Origin of the sequence: Pseudescherichia sp. (assembly GCF_032052675.1) — a bacterium.
GTDB lineage: Bacteria > Pseudomonadota > Gammaproteobacteria > Enterobacterales > Enterobacteriaceae > Pseudescherichia.
Genome location: NZ_DAMBWA010000004.1, coordinates 141,560 through 163,577 on the forward strand (window position 1 = coordinate 141,560; position 22,018 = coordinate 163,577).

General features: G+C 57.0%; 21 protein-coding genes, 1 other RNA gene and 1 pseudogene. 14 read left to right on the forward strand and 9 right to left on the reverse strand.

Annotated features, from left to right (window positions below; translation table 11 throughout):
• Positions 1-62 precede the first annotated feature (62 nt).
• From RTX96_RS07490 to sstT, 3 genes are all read left to right on the forward strand, one after another.
• The gene (locus RTX96_RS07490) at positions 63-1,064 is read left to right on the forward strand and encodes a Gfo/Idh/MocA family oxidoreductase (protein WP_312670649.1); all 1,002 of its coding nucleotides are present in this window, start codon (positions 63-65) and stop codon (positions 1,062-1,064) included.
• A 249-nt stretch (positions 1,065-1,313) separates the two neighbouring features.
• Positions 1,314-2,282, forward strand: coding sequence for a TerC family protein (locus tag RTX96_RS07495; protein ID WP_312670650.1), 969 nt, complete (start codon positions 1,314-1,316; stop codon positions 2,280-2,282).
• A gap of 208 nt (positions 2,283-2,490) precedes the next feature.
• Positions 2,491-3,732 (forward strand): serine/threonine transporter SstT, encoded by a 1,242-nt coding sequence (gene sstT, locus RTX96_RS07500; RefSeq protein WP_312670651.1) that lies wholly within the window; start codon positions 2,491-2,493, stop codon positions 3,730-3,732.
• 86 nt (positions 3,733-3,818) lie between these two features.
• Here sstT and RTX96_RS07505 read toward each other — a convergent pair whose 3' ends face one another.
• Positions 3,819-5,306: a UxaA family hydrolase gene (locus RTX96_RS07505; protein ID WP_144817534.1), complete on the reverse strand. Its 1,488-nt coding sequence runs from the start codon at positions 5,304-5,306 to the stop codon at positions 3,819-3,821.
• A 17-nt stretch (positions 5,307-5,323) separates the two neighbouring features.
• Entirely contained in the window at positions 5,324-6,736 is a 1,413-nt protein-coding gene (uxaC, locus tag RTX96_RS07510; protein WP_312670652.1) for a glucuronate isomerase, read from the reverse strand.
• 467 nt (positions 6,737-7,203) lie between these two features.
• Here uxaC and RTX96_RS07515 point away from each other — a divergent pair, with 467 nt between their 5' ends.
• From RTX96_RS07515 to RTX96_RS07560, 10 genes and pseudogenes are all read left to right on the forward strand, one after another.
• Positions 7,204-8,511: an MFS transporter gene (locus RTX96_RS07515; RefSeq protein ID WP_103821296.1), complete on the forward strand. Its 1,308-nt coding sequence runs from the start codon at positions 7,204-7,206 to the stop codon at positions 8,509-8,511.
• Between the two features lie 133 nt (positions 8,512-8,644).
• On the forward strand, positions 8,645-9,421 hold the full coding sequence (gene exuR, locus RTX96_RS07520; protein ID WP_103821297.1) for a transcriptional regulator ExuR: 777 nt from the start codon (positions 8,645-8,647) through the stop codon (positions 9,419-9,421).
• A gap of 251 nt (positions 9,422-9,672) precedes the next feature.
• Positions 9,673-10,335, forward strand: a complete 663-nt coding sequence (gene yqjA, locus RTX96_RS07525; RefSeq protein ID WP_103821298.1) for a DedA family general envelope maintenance protein YqjA — start codon at positions 9,673-9,675, stop codon at positions 10,333-10,335.
• A gap of 22 nt (positions 10,336-10,357) precedes the next feature.
• Positions 10,358-10,720 carry an EnvZ/OmpR regulon moderator MzrA gene (gene mzrA / locus RTX96_RS07530; RefSeq protein WP_103821415.1) on the forward strand — a complete coding sequence of 121 codons (363 nt, stop codon included), beginning with the start codon at positions 10,358-10,360 and terminating at the stop codon, positions 10,718-10,720.
• 151 nt (positions 10,721-10,871) lie between these two features.
• Positions 10,872-11,240 (forward strand): annotated as a pseudogene (locus RTX96_RS07535) (DUF1090 domain-containing protein).
• A 33-nt stretch (positions 11,241-11,273) separates the two neighbouring features.
• A complete protein-coding gene (locus tag RTX96_RS07540; protein WP_103821300.1) occupies positions 11,274-11,585 on the forward strand; it encodes a YqjD family protein in 312 nt (103 codons plus the stop codon).
• A 2-nt stretch (positions 11,586-11,587) separates the two neighbouring features.
• Positions 11,588-11,986 carry a phage holin family protein gene (locus RTX96_RS07545; RefSeq protein ID WP_103821301.1) on the forward strand — a complete coding sequence of 133 codons (399 nt, stop codon included), beginning with the start codon at positions 11,588-11,590 and terminating at the stop codon, positions 11,984-11,986.
• Positions 11,987-12,021: 35 nt separating this feature from the next.
• The gene (locus RTX96_RS07550; RefSeq protein WP_103821416.1) at positions 12,022-12,282 is read left to right on the forward strand and encodes a YqjK-like family protein; all 261 of its coding nucleotides are present in this window, start codon (positions 12,022-12,024) and stop codon (positions 12,280-12,282) included.
• Positions 12,283-12,514: 232 nt separating this feature from the next.
• Positions 12,515-12,907: a DoxX family protein gene (locus RTX96_RS07555; protein ID WP_312413984.1), complete on the forward strand. Its 393-nt coding sequence runs from the start codon at positions 12,515-12,517 to the stop codon at positions 12,905-12,907.
• Positions 12,908-12,988: 81 nt separating this feature from the next.
• Positions 12,989-13,975, forward strand: coding sequence for a glutathione S-transferase family protein (locus tag RTX96_RS07560; RefSeq protein WP_103821303.1), 987 nt, complete (start codon positions 12,989-12,991; stop codon positions 13,973-13,975).
• 36 nt (positions 13,976-14,011) lie between these two features.
• On the opposite strand, the gene yhaJ is transcribed toward RTX96_RS07560, so the two are convergent.
• A complete protein-coding gene (gene yhaJ / locus RTX96_RS07565; RefSeq protein ID WP_103821304.1) occupies positions 14,012-14,908 on the reverse strand; it encodes a DNA-binding transcriptional regulator YhaJ in 897 nt (298 codons plus the stop codon).
• A 104-nt stretch (positions 14,909-15,012) separates the two neighbouring features.
• Here yhaJ and RTX96_RS07570 point away from each other — a divergent pair, with 104 nt between their 5' ends.
• Positions 15,013-15,711, forward strand: coding sequence for a pirin family protein (locus RTX96_RS07570; RefSeq protein WP_312670653.1), 699 nt, complete (start codon positions 15,013-15,015; stop codon positions 15,709-15,711).
• A gap of 41 nt (positions 15,712-15,752) precedes the next feature.
• On the opposite strand, the gene RTX96_RS07575 is transcribed toward RTX96_RS07570, so the two are convergent.
• From RTX96_RS07575 to garL, 6 genes are all read right to left on the reverse strand, one after another.
• Positions 15,753-17,057 (reverse strand): L-serine ammonia-lyase, iron-sulfur-dependent, subunit alpha, encoded by a 1,305-nt coding sequence (locus RTX96_RS07575; protein ID WP_312670654.1) that lies wholly within the window; start codon positions 17,055-17,057, stop codon positions 15,753-15,755.
• A 34-nt stretch (positions 17,058-17,091) separates the two neighbouring features.
• On the reverse strand, positions 17,092-18,420 hold the full coding sequence (locus RTX96_RS07580; RefSeq protein WP_103821306.1) for an amino acid permease: 1,329 nt from the start codon (positions 18,418-18,420) through the stop codon (positions 17,092-17,094).
• Between the two features lie 265 nt (positions 18,421-18,685).
• Positions 18,686-19,067, reverse strand: an RNA gene (gene rnpB / locus RTX96_RS07585) — RNase P RNA component class A.
• 32 nt (positions 19,068-19,099) lie between these two features.
• Entirely contained in the window at positions 19,100-20,245 is a 1,146-nt protein-coding gene (garK, locus tag RTX96_RS07590; protein WP_103821307.1) for a glycerate 2-kinase, read from the reverse strand.
• Positions 20,246-20,306: 61 nt separating this feature from the next.
• Positions 20,307-21,197: a 2-hydroxy-3-oxopropionate reductase gene (gene garR, locus RTX96_RS07595; RefSeq protein ID WP_103821308.1), complete on the reverse strand. Its 891-nt coding sequence runs from the start codon at positions 21,195-21,197 to the stop codon at positions 20,307-20,309.
• A gap of 30 nt (positions 21,198-21,227) precedes the next feature.
• Positions 21,228-21,998 carry a 2-dehydro-3-deoxyglucarate aldolase gene (gene garL, locus RTX96_RS07600; protein WP_042390201.1) on the reverse strand — a complete coding sequence of 257 codons (771 nt, stop codon included), beginning with the start codon at positions 21,996-21,998 and terminating at the stop codon, positions 21,228-21,230.
• Between the last annotated feature and the right edge of the window lie 20 nt (positions 21,999-22,018).

Here is a 22,018-nt window from a genome sequence, read left to right on the forward strand (position 1 = left end):
TCGTTTTGTCATCCTGACATGCTACATTGGGCAGACTGTCCCCGATGGAGCATAAAGGATTTATGATACGTTTCGCAGTCGTTGGCACCAACTGGATCACCCGCCAGTTCGTTGATGCCGCCCATGAGACCGGCAAGCTGAAGCTGACCGGCGTTTACTCCCGCAGCCTTGAGCAGGCCGAGCACTTTGCCAGCGATTATCCCGTCGAGCACCTCTTTACCTCTCTCGACGCCCTGGCCCAGAGTGACGCTATTGATGCGGTCTATGTCGCTAGCCCCAACTCTCTGCACTTCTCACAAACCGCGCTCTTTTTGCGTCATAAGAAGCATGTGATCTGCGAGAAGCCGCTGGCCTCAAACTTGCAAGAGGTCGAGGCGGCCATCGCGGTCGCGCGGGAGAACGGCGTAGTGCTGTTTGAAGCCTTTAAAACCGGCGCGCTGCCCAACTTCCTGCTGCTGCAGCAGTCCCTGCCGAAGATAGGTAAGCTGCGGAAGGTGTTCTTTAACTACTGCCAGTACTCTTCGCGCTATCAGCGCTACCTCAACGGCGAGAACCCTAATACCTTCAATCCGGCCTTCTCTAACGGCTCGATCATGGATATTGGCTTCTACTGCCTGGCCTCAGCGGTGGCGCTGTGGGGCGAGCCGCAGAGCGTGCAGGCTACCGCCAGCCTGCTGCCGAGCGGTGTTGACGGCCACGGCGTGGCAGTGCTGAACTACGGTGACTTCAGCGTCACGTTGCAGCACTCCAAGGTCAGCGACTCCTCGTTGGCCAGCGAGATCCAGGGGGAAGATGGCGCGCTGGTGATTGAGCAGCTCTCCGAGTGCCAGCGCGTGTCGTTTGTGCCGCGCGGCGGCAAGCCGCAGGAGATCACCCAGCCGCAGCATATCAACACCATGCTCTATGAAGCGGAGCGGTTTGCTCAGCTGGTGGATGACAACGCGGTTAACCACGCGGGTCTTGAGGTGAGCCGCATTACGGCGAATCTGCTTACCGAGATCCGTCGCCAGACGGGCGTGGTGTTCCCTGCAGACACCACACCTGCAACTCGCTCACCGGCGTAAAGGTATGTAAAACCGGAGGGGGCTGACATTGACGCCCTCTCTGCTCTGACATATTTTGTTACTAGCAAAGGGGAGTAACTTCTTCGCCGGCAGGTCGTCATTACGATGCGTTTACGCATCCGGTCGCCGGGCATCCTGAACAGGGTGTAAGTGAGACCTTGCCGAAAGGCGAGGCCCTGTGCATCTAAAACAAGCGGCTGCCGTCTTTCGACGTTGGCCGTTTTTGTTTTTATTGCAAGGAAACTCTCTATGAATAGTGTCGGCACACCGCTCCTGTGGGGCGGATTCGCTGTAGTCGTTGTGATCATGCTGGCTATCGACCTTCTGCTTCATGGCCGTCGTGGCACCCATACCATGACCATGAAACAGGCGGCCGGCTGGTCGATCCTGTGGGTCACCCTCTCGCTGCTGTTTAACGCTGCCTTCTGGTGGTATCTCGCCTCTACCGAAGGCCGGGCGGTGGCCGACCCACAGGCGCTCGCCTTCCTTACCGGCTACCTGATCGAAAAAGCGCTGGCGGTGGATAACGTCTTTGTCTGGCTGATGCTGTTCAGCTACTTCTCTATCCCGCCTGCCCTACAGCGCCGGGTATTGATCTACGGCGTAATGGGCGCAATTGTGCTGCGTACTATCATGATCTTCGCCGGTAGCTGGCTGATCTCCCAGTTCGAGTGGCTGCTCTACGTCTTCGGCGCCTTCCTGCTCTTTACCGGGGTCAAGATGGCGCTGGCGAAAGAGGACGAAGCCGGAATTGGCGACAAGCCGATGGTGCGCTGGTTGCGCGGCCATCTGCGCATGACCGATACCATTGAGAATGAGCACTTCTTTGTGCGGCACAACGGCCTGCTGTATGCCACACCGCTGCTGCTGGTGCTGATCCTCGTTGAGCTGAGCGACGTGATCTTCGCTGTCGATAGCATCCCGGCGATCTTCGCCGTCACCACCGATCCGTTTATCGTGCTGACCTCGAACCTGTTCGCGATCCTCGGCCTGCGTGCGATGTACTTCCTGCTGGCGGGCGTGGCGGAGCGTTTTGCGATGCTGAAGTATGGCCTGTCGGTGATCCTGGTGTTTATCGGTATCAAGATGCTGATCGTCGATTTCTACCATATCCCGATCGCTATCTCGCTGGGCGTGGTGGGCGGCATCCTGGCGGTGACCCTGCTGATCAATGCCTGGGTTAACCATCAGAACGACAAGAAGCAGCGACTCTCATAACCATTACGCCGGGCGGCGTGAGCGCCGCCCGGAAAAATGTAAATACTTAGTTAAAAACTTTGACGCAGTACGTAAAATCCAGCACGTTGCACTTCCCCTCAATAGTTCTTTCCATATACTCAACCAGGCAAACATTTAGTTACATCCGGACATAAACGTGACATAGAGCACACTTCGGCTGGAACGCAATTTCACTTAAGGAACTATCATGGCGACACAACCGTCTGGCCTGCTCAAGCATATTATGCGGGGCAGCCTTGTAAAACAGATCCTTGTCGGGCTGGTGTTCGGTATTCTACTGGCGTGGATCTCGAAACCTGCGGCGATTGCCGTGGGCCTGCTCGGCACTCTCTTCGTTGGCGCGCTGAAGGCCGTCGCGCCGGTGCTGGTTTTGATGCTGGTTATGGCCTCCATCGCCAACCATCAGCACGGCCAGAAAACCAGCATCCGCCCTATTCTGTTTCTCTATCTGCTGGGTACCTTCTCCGCCGCGCTGACGGCGGTGGTGTTCAGCTTCCTGTTTCCTTCGACGCTGCAGCTGGTCACCGGCGCGGCTGAAATCACGCCGCCGTCTGGCATCGTCGAGGTGTTGCGCGGCCTGCTGCTGAGCATGGTTTCCAACCCGGTAGACGCCCTGTTGAACGCCAACTACATCGGCATTCTGGTCTGGGCTATCGGTCTGGGCTTCGCCCTGCGTCACGGCAACGAGAGCACGAAGGATCTGATCAACGACTTCTCGAACGCGGTAACCTTTATGGTGCAGCTGGTGATCCGCTTCGCCCCCATCGGTATCTTCGGCCTGGTTGCCTCTACCCTCGCCACCACCGGTTTCGACACCCTGTTTGGCTATGCCCAGCTGCTGGTGGTTCTGATCGGCTGTATGCTGCTGGTGACGCTGATCATCAACCCGCTGCTGGTGTTCTGGAAGATCCGCCGCAACCCCTATCCGCTGGTGTTTACCTGCCTGCGCGAAAGCGGCGTTTACGCCTTCTTTACCCGCAGCTCGGCGGCCAATATTCCGGTTAACATGGCGCTGTGCAAAAAGCTAAACCTGGACCGCGACACCTACTCTGTCTCCGTGCCGCTGGGCGCGACCATTAACATGGCGGGCGCGGCGATCACCATTACAGTGCTAACGATGGCGGCAGTACACACCCTGGGTATTCCGGTGGATCTGCCTACGGCGCTGCTGCTGAGCGTGGTGGCCTCTCTGTGCGCCTGCGGTGCCTCCGGCGTGGCGGGCGGCTCGCTGCTGCTGATCCCGCTGGCCTGTAATATGTTTGGTATTCCGAACGATGTGGCCATGCAGGTGGTAGCGGTAGGCTTTATCATCGGCGTACTGCAGGACTCCTGCGAGACGGCGCTGAACTCCTCCACCGACGTGCTCTTTACCGCCGCAGCCTGTATGGCGGAAGATGAACGCCTGGCGAAAAACGCCCTGCGTAGCTAAAAACAAAAGCCCGGTGGCGGCTACGCCTTACCGGGCTTACAGGGTTCCGTAGGTCGGGTAAGCGTTAGCGCCACCCGACACCACGCTTACAGCGTCACACCACTCTTAAAGATCGCCAGCTCGCGGAACTCGTTGCGCTCGTTGCAGGTCTGTTTGCCGTTAGCAATCTCAACGATGGTATCCACAAACTCAGTCAGCACCTGCGGCATCAGTTTGCCGTGGATCAGCTGTCCGGCGTCAAAGTCGATCCAGTGTTTTTTCTTCGCTGCCAGCTCGCTATTGGTAGCGATTTTCACCGTTGGCACAAAGCCGCCGTAAGGCGTACCACGTCCGGTAGAGAAGAGCACCATATGGCAGCCCGCACCGGCCAGCGCACTGGTAGCAACGGCGTCGTTACCCGGCGCGCTCAGCAGGTTCAGACCGTGGGTTTTCAGACGCTCACCGTAGCGCAGCACGTCAACCACCTGGCTGGCCCCCGCTTTCTGGGTGCAGCCCAGCGACTTCTCTTCCAGGGTGGTAATGCCGCCCGCTTTGTTACCCGGCGATGGGTTCTCGTAGATCGGCTGGTTGTGGGCGATAAAGTACTGTTTGAAGTCGTTCACCATAGTGACGGTTTTTTCAAACGTGGACTCATCGCGGCAGTGGCTCATCAGGATCTGCTCGGCACCAAACATCTCAGGCACCTCGGTCAGCACGGTAGTGCCGCCGTTACCGATCACGTAGTCCGAGAAGCGGCCCAGCATCGGGTTGGCGGTGATGCCAGAGAGACCATCGGAGCCGCCGCACTCGAGACCAAACTTCAGCTCGCTCAGCTTGCCCGGTTCGCGTTTATCGTTACGCATTGCATTATAGAGCTGGTGCATATGCTCAAGGCCCGCTTCCACTTCGTCTTCCTGGTGTTGGCAGACCATAAAGTGGACGCGGTCCGGGTCGAAATCGCCCAGCGTTTCGCGGAACACATCAACCTGGTTGTTCTCACAGCCGAGACCAATCACCAGCACCGCACCCGCGTTAGGGTGGCGCACCATGTTTTGCAGCATGGTGCGGGTGTTGACGTGATCGTCCCCAAGCTGCGAGCAGCCGTAGGTGTGGCTGAACAGGAAGACGCCGTCGGTGCCTTCAGCATTCTGCGTCTCTTTTAAGAAACGGGTCTGGATCTGGCGAGCGATGCCGTTGACGCAGCCGACGGTCGGCAGGATCCACAGTTCATTGCGGATCCCTACCTCGCCGTTGGCCCGGCGGTAGATCTCAACGTCGCGATCTGCCGCCTGCGCCTGCACAGCCTGAAGATCGGGTTGATAGCTATACTCGTCCAGATCGCTCAGATTGGTGCGCGCATTGTGAGAGTGAATGTATTCACCCGCTGCGATATCTGCCGTGGCGTGGCCAATCGGCAGACCGTATTTCACCACGTTCTGCCCCTGCGGGATGGGCTGCAGGGCAAACTTATGCCCGCGTCCCACCGGCTGGCGCAGCTGCACGGTGTGGTTATCGACAGAAATTTCCGCGCCTTCCGCCAGGTCAGCCAGGGCGACTGCGACGTTATCTAGCGAATGGATCTTGATGTATTGCATATCAACCTCAAACGGCCTTAGTTCAGTTCAATCGCGAAGTAATCACGCGCATTGTTAAAGCAGATATTTCTCACCATCTCGCCCAGCAGCTGGATATCTGCCGGTGCTTCCCCGGCTGCCACCCAGCGGCCAATCATCTGGCACAGGATACGGCGGAAGTATTCGTGACGGGTATAGGACAAGAAGCTACGGCTATCGGTCAGCATGCCGACAAAGCGGCTTAACAGGCCAAGCTGTGCCAGCTGGGTCATCTGACGCTCCATGCCATCTTTCTGATCGTTAAACCACCAGCCGGAGCCGAACTGCATTTTGCCCGGCATACCTTCACCCTGGAAGTTACCGATCATGGTGCCCAGCACTTCGTTATCGCGCGGGTTCAGGCAGTAAAGAATGGTTTTCGGCAGCAGGTTCTCTTCGTTCTGCTTGCTGAGCAGCTTAGAGAGCTCTTCCGCCAGCGGGCGGTCGTTGATGGAGTCAAAGCCAACGTCCGGCCCCAGCAGTTTGAACTGGCGCAGGTTGTTATTACGCAGCGCGCCGATGTGGTACTGCTGTACCCATTCGCGGCGGGCATACTCTGCACCCAGCCAGACCAGCACGGCGGTTTTAAACTGCGCCACTTCGCGCTCGCTCAGGGTCTCACCCGCCAGGCGGCGTGCAAGAATGCTATCCAGCTCGGCTTCGCTCGCCTCGGCAAACAGCACCACGTCCAGCGCATGGTCAGAGACTTTACAGCCGTGGGCGGCAAAGTGATCCAGACGCTTGGTCAGCGCGGTTTGCAGATCGCTAAAGCGGCGGATATCGGTATCAGAGACTTCACCCAGCTTCGCCATATAGTCGTTAAAGGTCGCCAGCTCGATGTTGAACGCCTTATCCGGACGCCAGCTCGGCAGCACTTTAATGCTGAAAGAGGTGTCTTTGGCCACGCTGGCGTGATGCTCCAGAGAGTCGATCGGATCGTCAGTGGTGCCGACCATCTTCACATTCATCTGCTGCATGATGCCGCGCGCGGAGAATTTATCCTGGGCCAGCAGTTCGTTGCCCTGCTCCCAGATCTCATCGGCGGTCGCCGGAGAGAGCAGCTTACCTGTAATACCAAACGGGCGGCGCAGTTCGAGGTGCGTCCAGTGGTATAACGGGTTGCCAATAGTGTGCGGAACGGTAGCAGCCCACGCATCAAACTTCTCGCGGTCAGAGGCATCGCCGGTACACAGGCGCTCAGGCACGCCGTTAGTACGCATCGCACGCCACTTATAGTGATCGCCTTTCAACCAGATGTCATACAGGTTTTTGAAACGGTAGTTGTCCGCAATCTGCTGCGGCGGCAGGTGGCAGTGATAGTCGAAAATCGGCTGATCTTTCGCGTAATCATGGTACAGACGGCGAGCAAATTCGGTATCCAGCAGGAAATCTTCGGTCATAAAAGCGGTCATTATCGTCTTCCTCTAAACGAGTGCGTTAGATGCGTACGTTCAATGCTGACAAAGTTATCACACCAATTTCTATAGACCGAAGATATTTTCGTGAGTTAGATCAATAAACGCTGACAAAAAAATTACCCTCAAGGGGGTAAACTCGCCGCCAGCCCGCGCCAGCTCTGGCTTTGCTGGCGGGAAATAATGACCACACAGAGAAAAGCACTTTTGTGATGTCACTCACCTTTTAAAGTTGTATGACAAGTTATCTTTCTGCCGTCGCGAAACATATACCGACGGAATGCATTACAGGTGATTTATCACTGAGTTTACCGGTACGGATACCGACTTGTGCACGCACACTGATGGCAAGGTCCGGGCCGTTTCGGGAGTTACTCCCGGCTACGCCCCCCGTTACACCTCCCCCGGCTCGATCCGGAGGAGGGGCCGCCCAAGGCGGAAATAACATAACGATGAGGTTTTACATGCGTAAAATTAAAGGTTTACGTTGGTACATGATAGCGCTGGTGACGCTGGGCACCGTGCTTGGCTACCTGACCCGTAACACCATTGCTGCGGCTGCGCCAACGCTAATGGAAGAGCTGCACATCTCCACGCAGCAGTACTCTTATATCATCGCGGCCTATTCCGCCGCCTACACCATCATGCAGCCGGTTGCGGGCTACGTGCTGGATATTCTGGGTACTAAAGTTGGCTACGCCGTCTTCGCTGTAACCTGGGCAATCTTCTGCGGCGCTACGGCGCTGGCAGGCAGCTGGGGTGGTTTAGCGCTGGCGCGTGGTGCGGTGGGTGCCGCTGAAGCGGCGATGATCCCGGCCGGCCTGAAAGCTGCCTCCGAGTGGTTCCCGGCGAAAGAGCGTTCTATCGCCGTGGGCTACTTCAACGTCGGTTCCTCTATTGGTGCGATGATTGCGCCGCCGCTGGTGGTGTGGGCTATCGTGATGCACAGCTGGCAGCTGGCTTTCATCATCTCCGGCGTGCTGAGCTTCGCCTGGGCGATGGCCTGGCTGATTTTCTACAAACATCCGCGCGATCAGAAAAAATTAACCGAAGAAGAGCGTGGCTATATCATTGGCGGTCAGGAAGCACAGCACCAGACCAACAACGGTAAGAAAATGTCCGTATGGCAGATTCTGGGCACCCGTCAGTTCTGGGGCATCGCCCTGCCGCGTTTCCTGGCAGAGCCGGCCTGGGGTACCTTCAACGCCTGGATCCCGCTGTTCATGTTTAAAGTCTACGGCTTTAACCTGAAAGAGATCGCCATGTTCGCCTGGATGCCCATGCTGTTCGCAGACCTTGGCTGTATCGTTGGGGGTTATCTGCCGCCGCTGTTCCAGCGCTGGTTTGGCGTGAACCTGATTGTCTCCCGTAAAATGGTGGTGACGATGGGTGCGGTACTGATGATCGGCCCAGGCATGATCGGCCTGTTCACCAGCCCTTATGTCGCTATCGCCCTGCTGTGCGTCGGCGGTTTTGCTCACCAGTCTCTCTCTGGTGCGCTGATCACCCTCTCCTCAGACGTATTTGGTCGTAACGAAGTGGCTACCGCCAACGGTCTGACCGGTATGGCCGCCTGGACAGCGAGCACCATGTTTGCTCTGGTCGTTGGTGCGCTGGCGGATACCATCGGCTTCAGCCCGCTGTTCGCCGTACTGGCCGTGTTCGATGTGCTGGGCGCTATCGTTATCTGGACCGTGCTGAAGAGCAAGTCCGCGGCGGAACTCGAAGAAGAGAAGCGCGCCGTCGGTGGCCCTGCCACTCAACACTCGTAAAATGCAGTAACCCATCACGTCGTTGATCCACAGCCGCCTGCACTATTCGGGCGGCTTTTTCGTTACTGGTATGGTGAGAATTTAGGAAAAGTGGTATAACAAATCTATCTATCCTGTCTCGCCTGGAGCGCATATGGAAATCACCGAATCACGCCGTTTATATCAGCAGCTGGCCGCTGAGCTAAAAAGCCGCATCGAGGACGGCGTGTATCTGGTCGGTGACAAACTGCCCGCCGAGCGTTTTATTGCCGATGAGAAGAGCGTTAGCCGCACCGTGGTGCGCGAAGCGATTATCATGCTGGAAGTAGAAGGCTATGTAGAGGTCCGCAAGGGCTCGGGTATCCATGTCATCTCTAACCAGGCGAAATATCAGCAGATCCCCGACGAGTCTATGGAGTTTGCTAACTACGGCCCGTTTGAGCTGTTACAGGCGCGTCAGCTTATTGAGAGCAATATCGCCGAGTTTGCCGCCACCCAGGTGACCAAGCAGGACATCATGAAGCTGATGGAGATCCAGGACAAGGCGCGCCAGGAGAAGTGCTTCCGCGACTCCGAGTGGGATCTGCAGTTCCACGTGCAGGTCGCGCTGGCCACGCAGAACACCGCCCTGGCAGCAATCGTGGAAAAAATGTGGACTCAGCGCACACACAACCCATACTGGAAAAAACTGCACGATCACATTGATGCCCGCACCGTGGACAACTGGTGTGACGATCACGATCAAATCCTTAAGGCCTTGATTCGTAAAGATCCACATGCAGCGAAAGTGGCAATGTGGCAGCACCTTGAGAACACCAAGCTGATGCTGTTTAATGAAACCAGCGATGACTTTGAGTTTAACGCTGACCGCTATCTGTTTGCTGAAAATCCGGTGGTTCACCTCGATACTGCCGCAACCGCCGTGAAATAACAGACTTCTTTTTTAGCAGCGGGCGCGGACGCGCCTGCGCTGTTCAATCAATGACATAACGCGGTCAGCAACCGTATAGAGTGTCAGCCTTTGTAAATACCTTTGTCACCCCCCTCCCCGGCAAGCAAAATCAATTCCTAAAATACGCATTTTCAGTGACGCAGATCTCTGGCGTTTGTTACAATTAGATGCAATTTCTCTCCAGCGGCGTTAACCCCGATATTCGTTAACCGATGTACCAGGAACACTGAATGGAACTACTTACCCAGTTACTGAACGCTTTATGGCACCAGGATTTCGAAACGCTGGCGAATCCTTCCATGATCGGCATGCTCTATTTTGTTTTATTTATGATCCTGTTTCTGGAAAACGGCCTGCTGCCCGCGGCATTTCTACCGGGTGATAGCCTGCTGGTGCTGGTGGGCGTCCTGATTGCGAAAGGGGCGATGGGCTATCCGCAAACCATTTTGCTGCTCACCGCCGCCGCCAGCCTCGGCTGCTGGGTAAGCTACATACAGGGACGCTGGCTTGGCAACACGCGCATCGTGCAGAACTGGCTGTCCCACCTGCCTGCGCACTACCACCAGCGGGCGCACCATATGTTCCACAAGCACGGGCTCTCTGCGCTGCTGATTGGCCGCTTCATTGCCTTTGTACGCACCCTGCTGCCCACTATTGCCGGCCTTTCCGGTCTGAATAACGCCCGCTTTCAGTTCTTTAACTGGATGAGTGGCCTGCTGTGGGTGGTGATCCTCACGACCTTTGGTTATCTGCTGGGCAAGACGCCCGTGTTTCGCAAATATGAAGATGCGTTAATGTCCTGCCTGATGCTGCTGCCGGTGGTTCTGCTGGTAGTTGGGCTGGTTGGCTCGCTGTTCGTTTTATGGAAGAAAAAATATGGAAATCGGCAGTAATCCACGCTCGCGCCGCGCGCTGATGCACCAGTGCGCCTTTGCGCTGGCAACCATTATGCTTTTCACTCTGCTCTTCTCTGCCTGGGTAACGCTGCAGCAGCGTGAGTCAACGCTGGCCATTCGCCCGGGTAACCAGAGCGTCAGCGTGCCGGACGGCTTCTCCGTCTGGCACCACCTTGACGCCAATGGGATCCGCTTTAAAAGCATCACGCCGAAAAATGACACCCTGGTCATTACCTTTGACTCCAGCGCGCAAAGTGCGGCGGCAAAAGTGGTTTTAGATCGCACCTTGCCGCAGGGCTATATCATCGCCCTTCAGGACGACGACGACCAGACGTCAGCATGGCTCACCCGCCTGCGGGATACGCCTCACCGTCTGGGCTAACCTTCTACTAATCCGAATCTTTTCACTTACTTTGGTGATCTTCGCGTTTACTTACTATGCTTGAGTAGACGGGAACAGTGTCACTCTTTTACTGACTGCATTTTCGGCGTTTCATGGTGATATGCCGCTAAAACAAGGGAAAGTTATAAGAATGAGATACCGCATCGTACTGGCGTTAAGCCTTTTATCTTTGAGCGCCGCTTCGCAGGCCGTATCGCTTTGCCAGGAGAAGGAATAGGATATCCTGCGCGAAATTAGCTACGCCGAGAAGCATAACAATCAGCGCCGTGTTGACGGACTGAATACGGCACTCAAAGAGTTAAGAGCCAACTGCACTGACAGCAAGCTGCGCGCAGACCACCAGAAAAAAATTGCTGAACAGAAGGAAGAGGTTGCTGAACGCCAGCAGGATCTGACTGAAGCACAGCAAAAAGGCGATGCGGATAAAGTGACCAAACGTGAAGACAAGCTGAGAGAGGCGCAGGAAGAGCTGCGTACGCTTGAGGCCCGTGATTATTAAAGGAAGTTACCACTCGCTCACCTGGAGAGAACTATGTCTAAGTCTAAAGATACTACTGCCGATCATCTGCGCGCTGAGTTGAAATCCCTGACGGATACCCTGGAAGAGGTATTAAGTAGCTCCGGGGACAGATCGAAAGAAGAGTTGAGTAAGCTGCGCACCAAAGCAGAACGTGCTCTGCACGAAAGCCGCTATCGTCTGGGTGAAACCAGCGATGTTATTGCCAAGCAAACCCGTGAAGCCGCCACGCGCGCCGATGAATACGTGCGCGAGAACCCGTGGACTGGTGTAGGGATTGCCGCTGCCGCCGGTGTGGTGCTGGGCGTGCTGCTGACGCGACGCTGATTATGGCTGACTTACGTCATACAAGCGGACCAGGAAAAAGCGTCCTGGGTATTGGGCAACGCATTATGACCATCCTCGTTGAGATGGTGGAAACGCGTTTGCGACTGGTTGTGGTGGAACTGGAAGAAGAGAAAGCAAACGTCATCCAGATGCTCCTGATGTTGGGGCTCACCATGCTGCTGGCTGCCTTTGGCCTGATGAGCCTGATGGTTCTCATCATCTGGGCTATCGACCCTCAATACCGTCTTAACGCGATGATCGCTACCACTGTGGTTCTGCTGGTAGGCGCAATCATCGGCGGTTTCTGGACGCTGCATAAGGCCCGACAATCTACCTTCCTGCGCCATACGCGCGACGAACTGGCTAACGATCGTTCTCTGCTGGAGGAGGATAAAAAGTGAGCAGTACTAAAGCGGAGCGTCTTAAACGCAAAGCGATGCTGCTAAGCCAGATCCAGCAGCAGCGCCTCGATCTGACGGCCAGCCGACGTGACTGGCTGGAGACGACCGGCGCTTACGATCGCGGCTGGAATACTTTTCTCAGTATGCGATCGTGGCTGCTGGTGGGCAGTAGTCTGATGGCGGTGCGCACCGTTCGCCACCCCAACATGCTGCTGCGCTGGGCGAAGCGCGGGTTTGCCGCGTGGAGCACCTGGCGTCTGGTGCAGTCCACCATCAAACAGCAACGCCTGCGTTAACCCCCCACCCTGCCCGGCCCACGTCTTTCGTAGGCCGGTGCAAGCGCAGCGCCGCCCGGCGTAGCTCTCAGCAAATACCTCAGATTATTTGATAAAGATTGACAGTTTTCCTTGCTAACAATCCCCCACCGCCGCGTTTATTATCCTCTCCATCGACAGCGAACGGGCAGCAGATGCCTGCCAGCGCTGGAAAAATGACATTAGCGGCCCCTGTGGCTTCATGGAGAGTAAAATGAAAAAATTAGAAGATGTTGGCATTCTGGTAGCGCGTATTCTGATGCCGATCCTGTTCATTACCGCTGGCTGGGGCAAAATTACCGGGTATGCAGGCACCCAGCAGTATATGGAAGCGATGGGCGTACCGGGCTTCATGCTGCCACTGGTTATTCTGCTTGAGTTCGGCGGCGGCCTGGCGATCCTGTTTGGTTTCCTGACCCGTACCACTGCGCTGATCACCGCCGTCTTTACGCTGCTCACCGCCTTCCTTTTCCACAGCAACTTTGCTGAAGGCGTGAACTCTATCATGTTCATGAAAAACCTGACCATCGCCGGCGGCTTCCTCCTGCTGGGTATTACCGGTCCAGGCGCATTTAGCATCGACCGCGTCCTGAATAAAAAGTGGTAAGGCTTCTATACTGAAAGCAATTCAAGGCGGGGAGAGCGAGCTCTTCCCGCTTAACCTTTTTCCGGCAGTAAGGAGAGCAAGATGGGACAGCTTATTGACGGCGTCTGGCATGACGTCTGGTACGACACCAAGTCAACCGGCGGACGGTTTAAACGCTCGGAGTCCGCGTTCCGTAACTGGCTAACCGCGGACGGCGAAGCAGGCCCGACGGGCGAAGGCGGTTTTGCACCCGAGAAAGATCGCTACCATCTCTATGTCTCTCTCGCCTGCCCGTGGGCGCACCGCACCCTGATCCTGCGCACGTTGAAAGGCCTTGAGCCGTTTATCGACGTGTCGGTGGTTAACCCGCTGATGCTGGAGAGCGGCTGGACCTTTGATGATAGCTTCCCCGCCGCCACCGGCGACAAGCTCTATCAGCACGATTTCCTCTACCAGCTCTATCTCCACGCCGACCCGCACTATACCGGGCGTGTCACCGTGCCGGTGCTGTGGGATAAGAAAAACCACACCATCGTCAGCAATGAGTCAGCGGATATTATTCGGATGTTTAACACCGCCTTCGATGCGCACGGCGCAAAAGCCGGTGACTACTACCCGCCGGCGCTGCGGGGGCAGATTGATGAACTGAATAGCTGGATCTATGACAATGTGAATAACGGCGTCTACAAAGCCGGTTTCGCCACCAGCCAGGAAGCCTACGACGAAGCGGTAGAGAATCTCTTCTCGTCGCTGGCGCGCCTCGAGCAGATCCTCGGCCAGCACCGCTATCTGACCGGTAACCAGCTGACGGAAGCGGATATTCGCCTGTGGACGACGCTGGTACGCTTTGACCCGGTGTACGTTACGCACTTCAAGTGTGATAAGCATCGGATCAGCGACTACCTGAATCTGCATGGCTTTTTGCGTGATATCTACCAGATGCCTGGCATTGCCGAAACCGTCGACTTTGCCCACATTCGCAACCACTACTACCGCAGCCATAAGACCATCAACCCGACGGGGATTATCTCCATCGGACCCTGGCAGGATCTGGATGAGCCGCACGGGCGCGATATTCGCTTCGGCTAAGTTATCAGGGCACCTTCAGGGTGCCCTTTTTACTTCCTATTTCCCGGCAAAAAGCTTGGGGATCTCTCGCAGGCACCAGGCTTTCGCCTCGCCCATGCTGTCGCGCCGCCAGGCCATAATGATATCCACCTCGCTGGTGGATTCCGGGCTAACGACCCGCAGACGCCCTTCGGCAATGTCCTGCTCCACCAGCGGGTAAGGCATGGTGGCTACCCCCAGTCCGGCCAGCAGCGCGTTGCGCTTATCCTCCAGGCTGCTGACCGTCAGGCGCGGCTGCTTGTCCAGCAGCTGTACGGTAAGTACCGGACGCTCCCGGGCGGTATCGGCCACCGCGACGCCGCGATATTTCACCCGCGTCACCTCAGAGAGCGGCTCTGGCTCCTGGTGGATCGGATGATCCGGTGCGGCGACGTAGACGTTGAGAAGCGTGTAGAGCTTGCGCGAGTTGATCTCCGACGACGAGCGGAAGTGCATATCCGGGGCAATAACGATATCCGCCCGGCCCTGCTCCAGGCGCTCCCATGCCCCTGCCAGCACTTCGGTAATAATAGAGAGTTGGGTATTGGCTTTAGCCGCTAGCCTCTCCACCAGTGGGAAAAATGAGGGAGTAGGTACCAGCGCTTCGCTTACCAGCGTCAGGTGCGTCTCCCAGCCACGGGCCAGCGCTTCGGCATCGGTGGTGAGCTTGTCGGCGGCCTCCAGCAGCACGCGTCCCCGCTCCAGCAGCATTCGCCCAACGTTGGTAAATTTCGTCCGGTGCCCGGAGCGGTCAAAGAGCACAACGTCCAGCTCCTCCTCCAGCTTCTGCATGGTATAGCTTAGCGCGGAGGGCACCCGGCCCAGCTCATCCGCCGCTGCGGCAAAGCTGCCGCGCCTGTCTATGGCGTCCATGACGCGCAACGCTTCGAGCGTCAAAGCTCTCTCTTTAGCCATCTCGTTCTCATTCAGGAAATTTGAACATACCGGGCAGAATATCTGGCTAACAATGCAGCGTCCATACCTTTACCATTGATTTAGTGTAAAGAGAGGTCAGAATTATGATTACTACCAGAACAGCCAAACAGTGCGGACAGGCAGATTTCGGATGGCTGCAGGCCCGTTACACCTTCTCCTTTGGACACTACTTTGACCCTAAGCTATTGGGCTATGCCTCCCTGCGGGTGCTGAACCAGGAGGTTCTGGCTCCCGGGGCGTCATTCCAGCCGCGTACCTATCCTAAAGTGGATATTCTCAACCTGATCCTTGAGGGAGAAGCCGAGTACCGCGACAGTGAAGGTCATCACGTACAGGCGAAGGCAGGAGAAGCGCTGCTGATAGCGACCCAGCCGGGGATTAGCTACAGCGAGCACAACCTGAGCAAAGATAAGTCCCTGACGCGGATGCAGCTCTGGCTGGACGCCTGCCCGGAGCGGGAGAACCCGCCGGTGCAAAAAATAGCTATCGCGGGTCAGCAGCTGCTGCTGGCCTCCCCTGACGGAAACGATGATAGCCTGCAGCTACGCCAGCAGGTCTGGCTGCACCATATTGAGCTGGATAAGGGTGAGCAGCTTAGCTTTCAGCTGCATGGCCCGCGCGCCTACCTGCAGTCGATTCATGGCAGGTTCCATGCCCTGACGCCGCAGGAGGAGCAGAAGGCGCTGACCTGCGGTGACGGGGCGTTTATTCGCGACGAGGCAACTATTACGCTGGTGGCGGATACGCCGCTGCGGGCCCTGCTGGTCGATTTGCCTGTATAGCTGAGATGCCGGGCGGCGCTGCGCTTGCCCGGCCTACATTTCTATGCTTTGTGCGCCATGATATCGATGATCTGCCGATCGGTTTCCTGCATCGCCCGGCAGGCCAACGCACAGAGGTTAGCAATCGACTGCTCAACGTCGTGCGCCACAATCCCCTCCTTGCCGGTCACCGCGGTCTCATCCAGCGCCATCAGCACGGCCTTCCACGCTGACGAGACGCTGGTTGACACCTTCATCGCGCAGCTGTTCGAGGCCCCATCACAGATCATGCCGCTAACGTCACCAATCATGCTGCTGATAGCGCTGGCAAGGGTGTCATAGCGTCCGTCCATCAGCCACGTCATCCCCGCCGCCGCCCCCATTGCCGCCGTTGTCGCGGCGCAGAGCGCTGACAGGCGCGGCAGCTGACTGTGGATATAGATCGCGCTGAGATGGGAGAGCATGAGTGCCCTCGCCAGCCGCTCGTCGCCCTCACCTAAAAACTCGGCGAGCACCACAACCGGAAGCGTGGCGGCGATCCCCTGGTTGCCGGAGCCGGAGTTGCTCATTGCTGGCAGCGATGCGCCACCCATCCGCGCGTCCGAGGCTGCGCTGGTGCGGATCACAATCGCCGAAGAGAGATCCTTCGCCAGCAGGCCGCGATCGCACTGCTTTTGCAGCGTGGTGCCAATATGCAGGCCCCACTCCCGCGACAAACCTTCCCGCGAGAGTGCATCGTTGATGCGGGCCGCATCCAGAATAAAACGGATCCGCTCAAACGGAGCCTGTTCAATAAAGGCCAGAATGTCGCGCAGCGTCGCCTGGGACAGCGACACCAGCGGATCCTCGCGGCTCTCATCGACCTGGTCACAGAGCTGGAAAACCGTCTCGCCCTGCTTTTCGATCCGCACGATGCGGGTATGATCCCCCTCGATCGTCACGCTGGCATGGCTATTCGCCGTATAGACGCAGGCGCGGGCGTAGAGGATCTCGCTACACGGATCCTGTAGCCTGACACATACTCGCCCTTCGGCAAGCATCGCTTTCGCATCCGCTATCGCCTCTGGCGACGCGGCTTTGAGTACCTCCAGTCCAGCTGCGGCATCCCCTCCCAGCGCACCGAGGGCGGCAGCAATCGGCAGCCCCACCATGCCCGTGCCCGGTACGGTAACCCCCATTCCGTTTTTCAGCAGGTTAGGCGAGACAAAGCACGCCACGCGCTCGATCCTGCCGGAGAGCTGCGCGGCGGCAGTGGCACTGGCCAGCGCCAGCGATACCGGCTCGGTGCAGCCCAGCGCGGGTTTAACCTCCTGGCGTACGATCTGAATAAACCGCTCCCATTCCGGGTTCCATTTTGCATCTGACATAATAGCGTCCATCTGTTTCATGAGGTTAATAGCATCAGGCGAAGGCCAGCAGCGGTGAAATACAGAGCAGCAGACCGGTAATAATAATGATCTTCAGCGACAGGCCTTTGTACTTGTGTAGAGCTGGCACCTTATAGACCAGCCAGGCGGGAATTAAGCAGCCAATCATGCCGAATATAGGGCTACAGATTGAGGTAAAGCTGAGCACCGGTGCATTAAGGACAATAGCGCTCCAGGCCAGCAGAATGGCAAAGATCATGATCCCACCCTGCACATATTTCTCATCAAACTGCCGGGTGGGGAATTTACGCCGCAGCAGGTTCATAACGATGCCCTGGGTCGCCTCGCGGAATCCGAGATAGACACCAAAGAAAGCGGTCATCACGGCAAAAATATTTAAAATAACGCTGACCACTTTTACCCAACCTGCTCCGTCGCCGCTAATAAACTGGGCGGCAATGGCCAGCGCGGAGATATTTTGTTGGTAAGCTTTTACCGCTTCATCGTGGCCCATTGCCAGCGTAAATGAGACGGCGTAGAAAAAGACGGTAATAAAGAGAATGGCAAAGGCGATATTCATCGCCCGCAGGGCTTTATAGCGCGCAACCTCAATTGACTTCTCTTTAGCGCGATAGGAGATAACCATCGGACTGAGGGTCTGGATAAAAAGAATGGAGGTCAGCGTAAAGGGCAGCGTAATGATAGCGTTCTTAATCAGCAGGCCAGCAGGCGGCAGCGTGCCGGCATTGTAGAGATGCCATAGCCCCACCATACTGAGACCCAACGCCGCGACCACCAGCAGCTTGGTCAGCACCATCAGGCTCGAAACCTTAAACAGGAGCTGTTCACCGCGCGAGGAGATGGCGACCAGAATGCAGATCAGCACCAGTCCATAGAAGGGATTATTGGAGAGCAGCCCTTTAGTGATGCCAAAAGTATGCAGGTAGGAGGCGCTATCGTTAGTGATGGCGGTAGAGTAAACGAACATCCAGATCACCAGCATAATAAAGTAGAGCGCGCCTAATAAAACGCCCCAGTTTTTACCTAAATAGCCGCTAATGACGCTGGGATAGTCTTTGCACTCCGGTGACTCTGCAAGCGTATTAATAAACAGGCGCTGAAAAAGATACATTGCCGGGTAGCCAATAATAGAGGAGAGGAGAAATACCCATAGTCCCATTAACCCCACCTGCACCGGTAAAAAAACGATCCCCGCGCCGATGGCCATACCGATACTCATTATGACCCAGCCCGTGTCGGTGCTGTCGAATTTAATGGCCTCGCGCCACGCCTGCTCCGTCATGCCGGCCTTTTTAGCCGCTGCTGATGTGCCTTGCATCACATCAATATTATTCATGCTCATAACGCTCTCGCTTATTAGTGTAGGGACAGATTTTATTATCGCTGCCGCTAATAGTGCGGCGCATGCTGTAAATTCATCGTAATCAGGAAGCGAGAGAAAAACTTGGCTATTGTTTAATTTGAACGGGACAGGAAGAGAAACGGCGGCTTTATTTTGATATTAAATAATAAAAGTATTCTAACGCCGATGTATGTGTGAAGGGGATCACGCAGGATTATTTACCGCTAAAAACAAAAAACCCCGCCGAGGCGGGGTTCTGTGTAAAGAGTGAAACTGACCGATAAGCCGGGTTCTGTCGTGGACAGTCATTCATCTAGGCCAGCAATCGCTCACTGGCTCAAGCAGCCTACCCGGGTTCAGTACGGGCCGTACCTTATGAACCCCTATTTGGCCTTGCTCCGGGTGGAGTTTACCGTGCCACGGACTGTTACCAGCCGCGCGGTGCGCTCTTACCGCACCCTTTCACCCTTACCTGATCCCACTTGCGTGGGCCATCGGCGGTTTGCTCTCTGTTGCACTGGTCGTGGGCTGTGACACCCCCCAGGCGTTACCTGGCACCTTGCCCTATGGAGCCCGGACTTTCCTCCCCTCCGCCCGTCTCCCCCGAAGGAGGACGACGACGAAGCGGCGACTGTCTGGTCAGCTTCGGCGCGCAGTATAGAGGGTTTACGTCCTGCTGTCACCCCTCTGTCAACATCCCGACCCGCAGGGTGGCGGCAATGTTGCGTGAAGCGCGGTAGATGTTGTCGAATGCGCCACGGAAGGCCTCTTCCAGCGTGCCGATGCTGGTCAGCACGCTAAATACTGCATCGATGCCGTACTGATGAACTACACCCACGTCGCGCGTCAGGCTGCCCGCAATGCCGATCACCGGCTTATGGTATTTTTTGGCCACCTTCGCCACGCCCACGGGCACCTTGCCGTGAATGCTCTGACTGTCGATTCGACCCTCGCCGGTAACCACCAGCGTGCAGTCGTGAATATGCTCTTCCAGGTTCAGCGCCTGGGTGACGATCTCAATGCCGCTGCGTAGCTCTGCGCCAAGGAAAGCCATCAGCGCTGCGCCCATGCCGCCCGCTGCGCCCGCACCAGGCACATCTTTAACATCCACGCGCAGGGACTTTTTAATCACGTCGGCATAGTGGCTGAGGTTGTTATCCAGCTCAACGATCTGCGCGTCGGTAGCCCCTTTCTGTGGGCCAAAGATACGCGATGCGCCCTGCTCCCCCGTCAGCGGGTTGGTGACATCGCAGGCGACGCGGATAGTGCACGAGGCCAGACGCGGATCCAGCCCGCTAATATCGATGGTGTTAAGGCTCATCAGGCTGCCGCCGCCGTGGCCAATCTCGGTACCGTTGGCATCGCACAACTTAGCGCCTAGCGCCTGAACCATGCCCGCGCCGCCGTCGTTGGTGGCGCTGCCGCCGATACCGATGATGATATTCCGTGCGCCGTGCTCCAGCGCGTGCAGGATAAGCTCCCCGGTGCCGCGCGAGGTAGTCATCAACGGATTACGTAACTCAGGGGGAACGAGAGCCAGTCCGCTGGCGGCGGCCATCTCGATAAAGGCGGTATTCCCGTCGCCGGACATGCCCCAGCAGGCGTCTACGCGCTCGCCCAGCGGGCCGGTCACCGACGCCGTATGCTCAGCGCCCTGGGTAGCGGCGATCATCGCCTCAACCGTTCCTTCGCCGCCGTCGGCGACCGGAACGGAGACATAGTGTGCATCCGGAAAAATTTCCCGGAAGCCTTTTTCTATCGCCTGGGCTACCTCGGTAGCAGAGAGGCTTTCTTTATAAGAGTCTGGGGCGATTACGATTTTCATATCAGTAGCCTGTTACTGCACGCGGCATAGATGCCGGGCGCGTTGCCGCGCCCGTTTCTTGTTAGCGAGAGATTTCTACCTTCGCCAGTTTTTCGTAGTAGCACGCAAGGGCGCTATGGTCGTCGTTGCCGTGACCGTCAGCGCGCAGCGCCTGCATCATCTCCATCACTGCCGCGGTCAGCGGCAGCTGCGCGCCCACGCCGTGAGAGGTATCCAGCGCGTTGGCCAGATCCTTGATGTGCAGATCGATACGGAAGCCCGGCTTGAAGTTGCGATCCAGCACCATCGGCGCTTTCGCTTCCAGCACGGTGCTGCCAGCCAGGCCGCCGCGGATAGCCTGGAACACCAGATCCGGATTTACGCCAGCTTTGGTTGCCAGGCTCAGGGCTTCAGACATGGCGGCAATGTTCAGCGCCACGATCACCTGGTTTGCCAGTTTGGTCACGTTGCCCGCGCCGATGTCGCCGGTGTGCACCACCGAGCCCGCCATCGCTTTCAGCAGGTCGTAGTACTTATCGAACAGCGCCTTGTCACCGCCCACCATCACGGAGAGCGTGCCGTCGATCGCTTTCGGTTCACCGCCGCTGACCGGCGCGTCCAGCATCTGCACGCCTTTCGCCTTCAGCGCGTCGCTGATTTCACGGCTGGCCAGCGGTGCGATGGAGCTCATGTCGATCAGCACGGTGCCCGCTTTCGCCCCTTCGATAATGCCGCCTTCGCCCAGCGCCACCTCTTTTACATGCGGGGAGTTCGGCAGCATGGTGATGATCACATCACACTGCTCGGCAATCTCTTTTGCCGTTGAGGCAGTTTCTGCACCGGCGGCAATCACTTCAGCAACCGCCTCATGATTACGGTCAGAAACCACCAGCGAGTAACCGGCTTTAATGAGGTTTTTACTCATTGGTTTACCCATAATGCCCAGGCCAATGAAACCAACTTTCAGTGTCATAGTGCGTCTCTCTCTTCAGTTCGGTGGTGGTTATTTCTTAAAAGAATCAGCTAAACGCTGGGTGCCGGCGCGGAATACGCCCAGGTCACTGCCAACGGCAACGAAGGTGGCGCCCCACTCCAGGTAACGGCGCGCATCGGCTTCTACCGGCGCGAGAATGCCGCTCGGCTTACCGTGCGCTTTGGCACGGGCAAAAATGTGCTGAATGCAGCGCTGTACTTCCGGGTGCGAGGCGTTGCCTAAGTGACCCAGCGCAGCGGCCAGGTCGCTTGGGCCAACGAAGATCCCATCCACGCCGTCGGTGGCGGCAATAGCATCAACGTTATCTACGCCCTGCTGGCTCTCAATCTGTACCAGAATGGTGATGTTTTTATTCGCCTGGCCGAAGTAGTCCGGCACGGTGCCAAACATATTGGCGCGGTGGGAGACCGATACGCCACGAATGCCTTCCGGCGGGTAGCGGGTAGACGCGACCGCCAGCACGGCCTCCTCTTCACTCTCGACAAAGGGGATCAGGAAGTTGTAGAAGCCGATATCGAGCAGGCGCTTAATGGCAATCGGATCGTTAGCCGGAGCGCGAACCACTGGCGCACTGCTGCTGCCCTTCAGGGCCATCAGCTGTGGGATAAAGGTGGTGACATCGTTCGGCGCGTGTTCACCGTCGAGTACCAGCCAGTCAAAGCCCGCCAGGCCCAGCACTTCGGTGCTGATTGGGCTGGCCAGCGCGGACCAGCAGCCAATCTGAATCTGATGCGCTGCCAGCGCAGCCTTAAATTTGTTTGGGAAGATATCGTTAGTCATCATCTATACCTTGAAGTAAC

Coding starts and splice junctions, on each gene's coding strand:
- yqjA (WP_103821298.1), top strand. CDS start 9,673: ATGGAACTACTTACCCAGTTACTGAACGCTTTATGGCACCAGGATTTC.
- mzrA (WP_103821415.1), top strand. CDS start 10,358: ATGCACCAGTGCGCCTTTGCGCTGGCAACCATTATGCTTTTCACTCTG.
- RTX96_RS07555 (WP_312413984.1), top strand. CDS start 12,515: ATGAAAAAATTAGAAGATGTTGGCATTCTGGTAGCGCGTATTCTGATG.
- RTX96_RS07560 (WP_103821303.1), top strand. CDS start 12,989: ATGGGACAGCTTATTGACGGCGTCTGGCATGACGTCTGGTACGACACC.
- garR (WP_103821308.1), bottom strand. CDS start 21,197: ATGACACTGAAAGTTGGTTTCATTGGCCTGGGCATTATGGGTAAACCA.
- RTX96_RS07575 (WP_312670654.1), bottom strand. CDS start 17,057: ATGTCAGATGCAAAATGGAACCCGGAATGGGAGCGGTTTATTCAGATC.
- garK (WP_103821307.1), bottom strand. CDS start 20,245: ATGAAAATCGTAATCGCCCCAGACTCTTATAAAGAAAGCCTCTCTGCT.
- garL (WP_042390201.1), bottom strand. CDS start 21,998: ATGACTAACGATATCTTCCCAAACAAATTTAAGGCTGCGCTGGCAGCG.
- RTX96_RS07580 (WP_103821306.1), bottom strand. CDS start 18,420: ATGAGCATGAATAATATTGATGTGATGCAAGGCACATCAGCAGCGGCT.
- RTX96_RS07495 (WP_312670650.1), top strand. CDS start 1,314: ATGAATAGTGTCGGCACACCGCTCCTGTGGGGCGGATTCGCTGTAGTC.
- RTX96_RS07545 (WP_103821301.1), top strand. CDS start 11,588: ATGGCTGACTTACGTCATACAAGCGGACCAGGAAAAAGCGTCCTGGGT.
- exuR (WP_103821297.1), top strand. CDS start 8,645: ATGGAAATCACCGAATCACGCCGTTTATATCAGCAGCTGGCCGCTGAG.
- RTX96_RS07505 (WP_144817534.1), bottom strand. CDS start 5,306: ATGCAATACATCAAGATCCATTCGCTAGATAACGTCGCAGTCGCCCTG.
- uxaC (WP_312670652.1), bottom strand. CDS start 6,736: ATGACCGCTTTTATGACCGAAGATTTCCTGCTGGATACCGAATTTGCT.
- RTX96_RS07515 (WP_103821296.1), top strand. CDS start 7,204: ATGCGTAAAATTAAAGGTTTACGTTGGTACATGATAGCGCTGGTGACG.
- RTX96_RS07540 (WP_103821300.1), top strand. CDS start 11,274: ATGTCTAAGTCTAAAGATACTACTGCCGATCATCTGCGCGCTGAGTTG.
- RTX96_RS07570 (WP_312670653.1), top strand. CDS start 15,013: ATGATTACTACCAGAACAGCCAAACAGTGCGGACAGGCAGATTTCGGA.
- sstT (WP_312670651.1), top strand. CDS start 2,491: ATGGCGACACAACCGTCTGGCCTGCTCAAGCATATTATGCGGGGCAGC.
- RTX96_RS07490 (WP_312670649.1), top strand. CDS start 63: ATGATACGTTTCGCAGTCGTTGGCACCAACTGGATCACCCGCCAGTTC.
- RTX96_RS07550 (WP_103821416.1), top strand. CDS start 12,022: ATGCTGCTAAGCCAGATCCAGCAGCAGCGCCTCGATCTGACGGCCAGC.
- yhaJ (WP_103821304.1), bottom strand. CDS start 14,908: ATGGCTAAAGAGAGAGCTTTGACGCTCGAAGCGTTGCGCGTCATGGAC.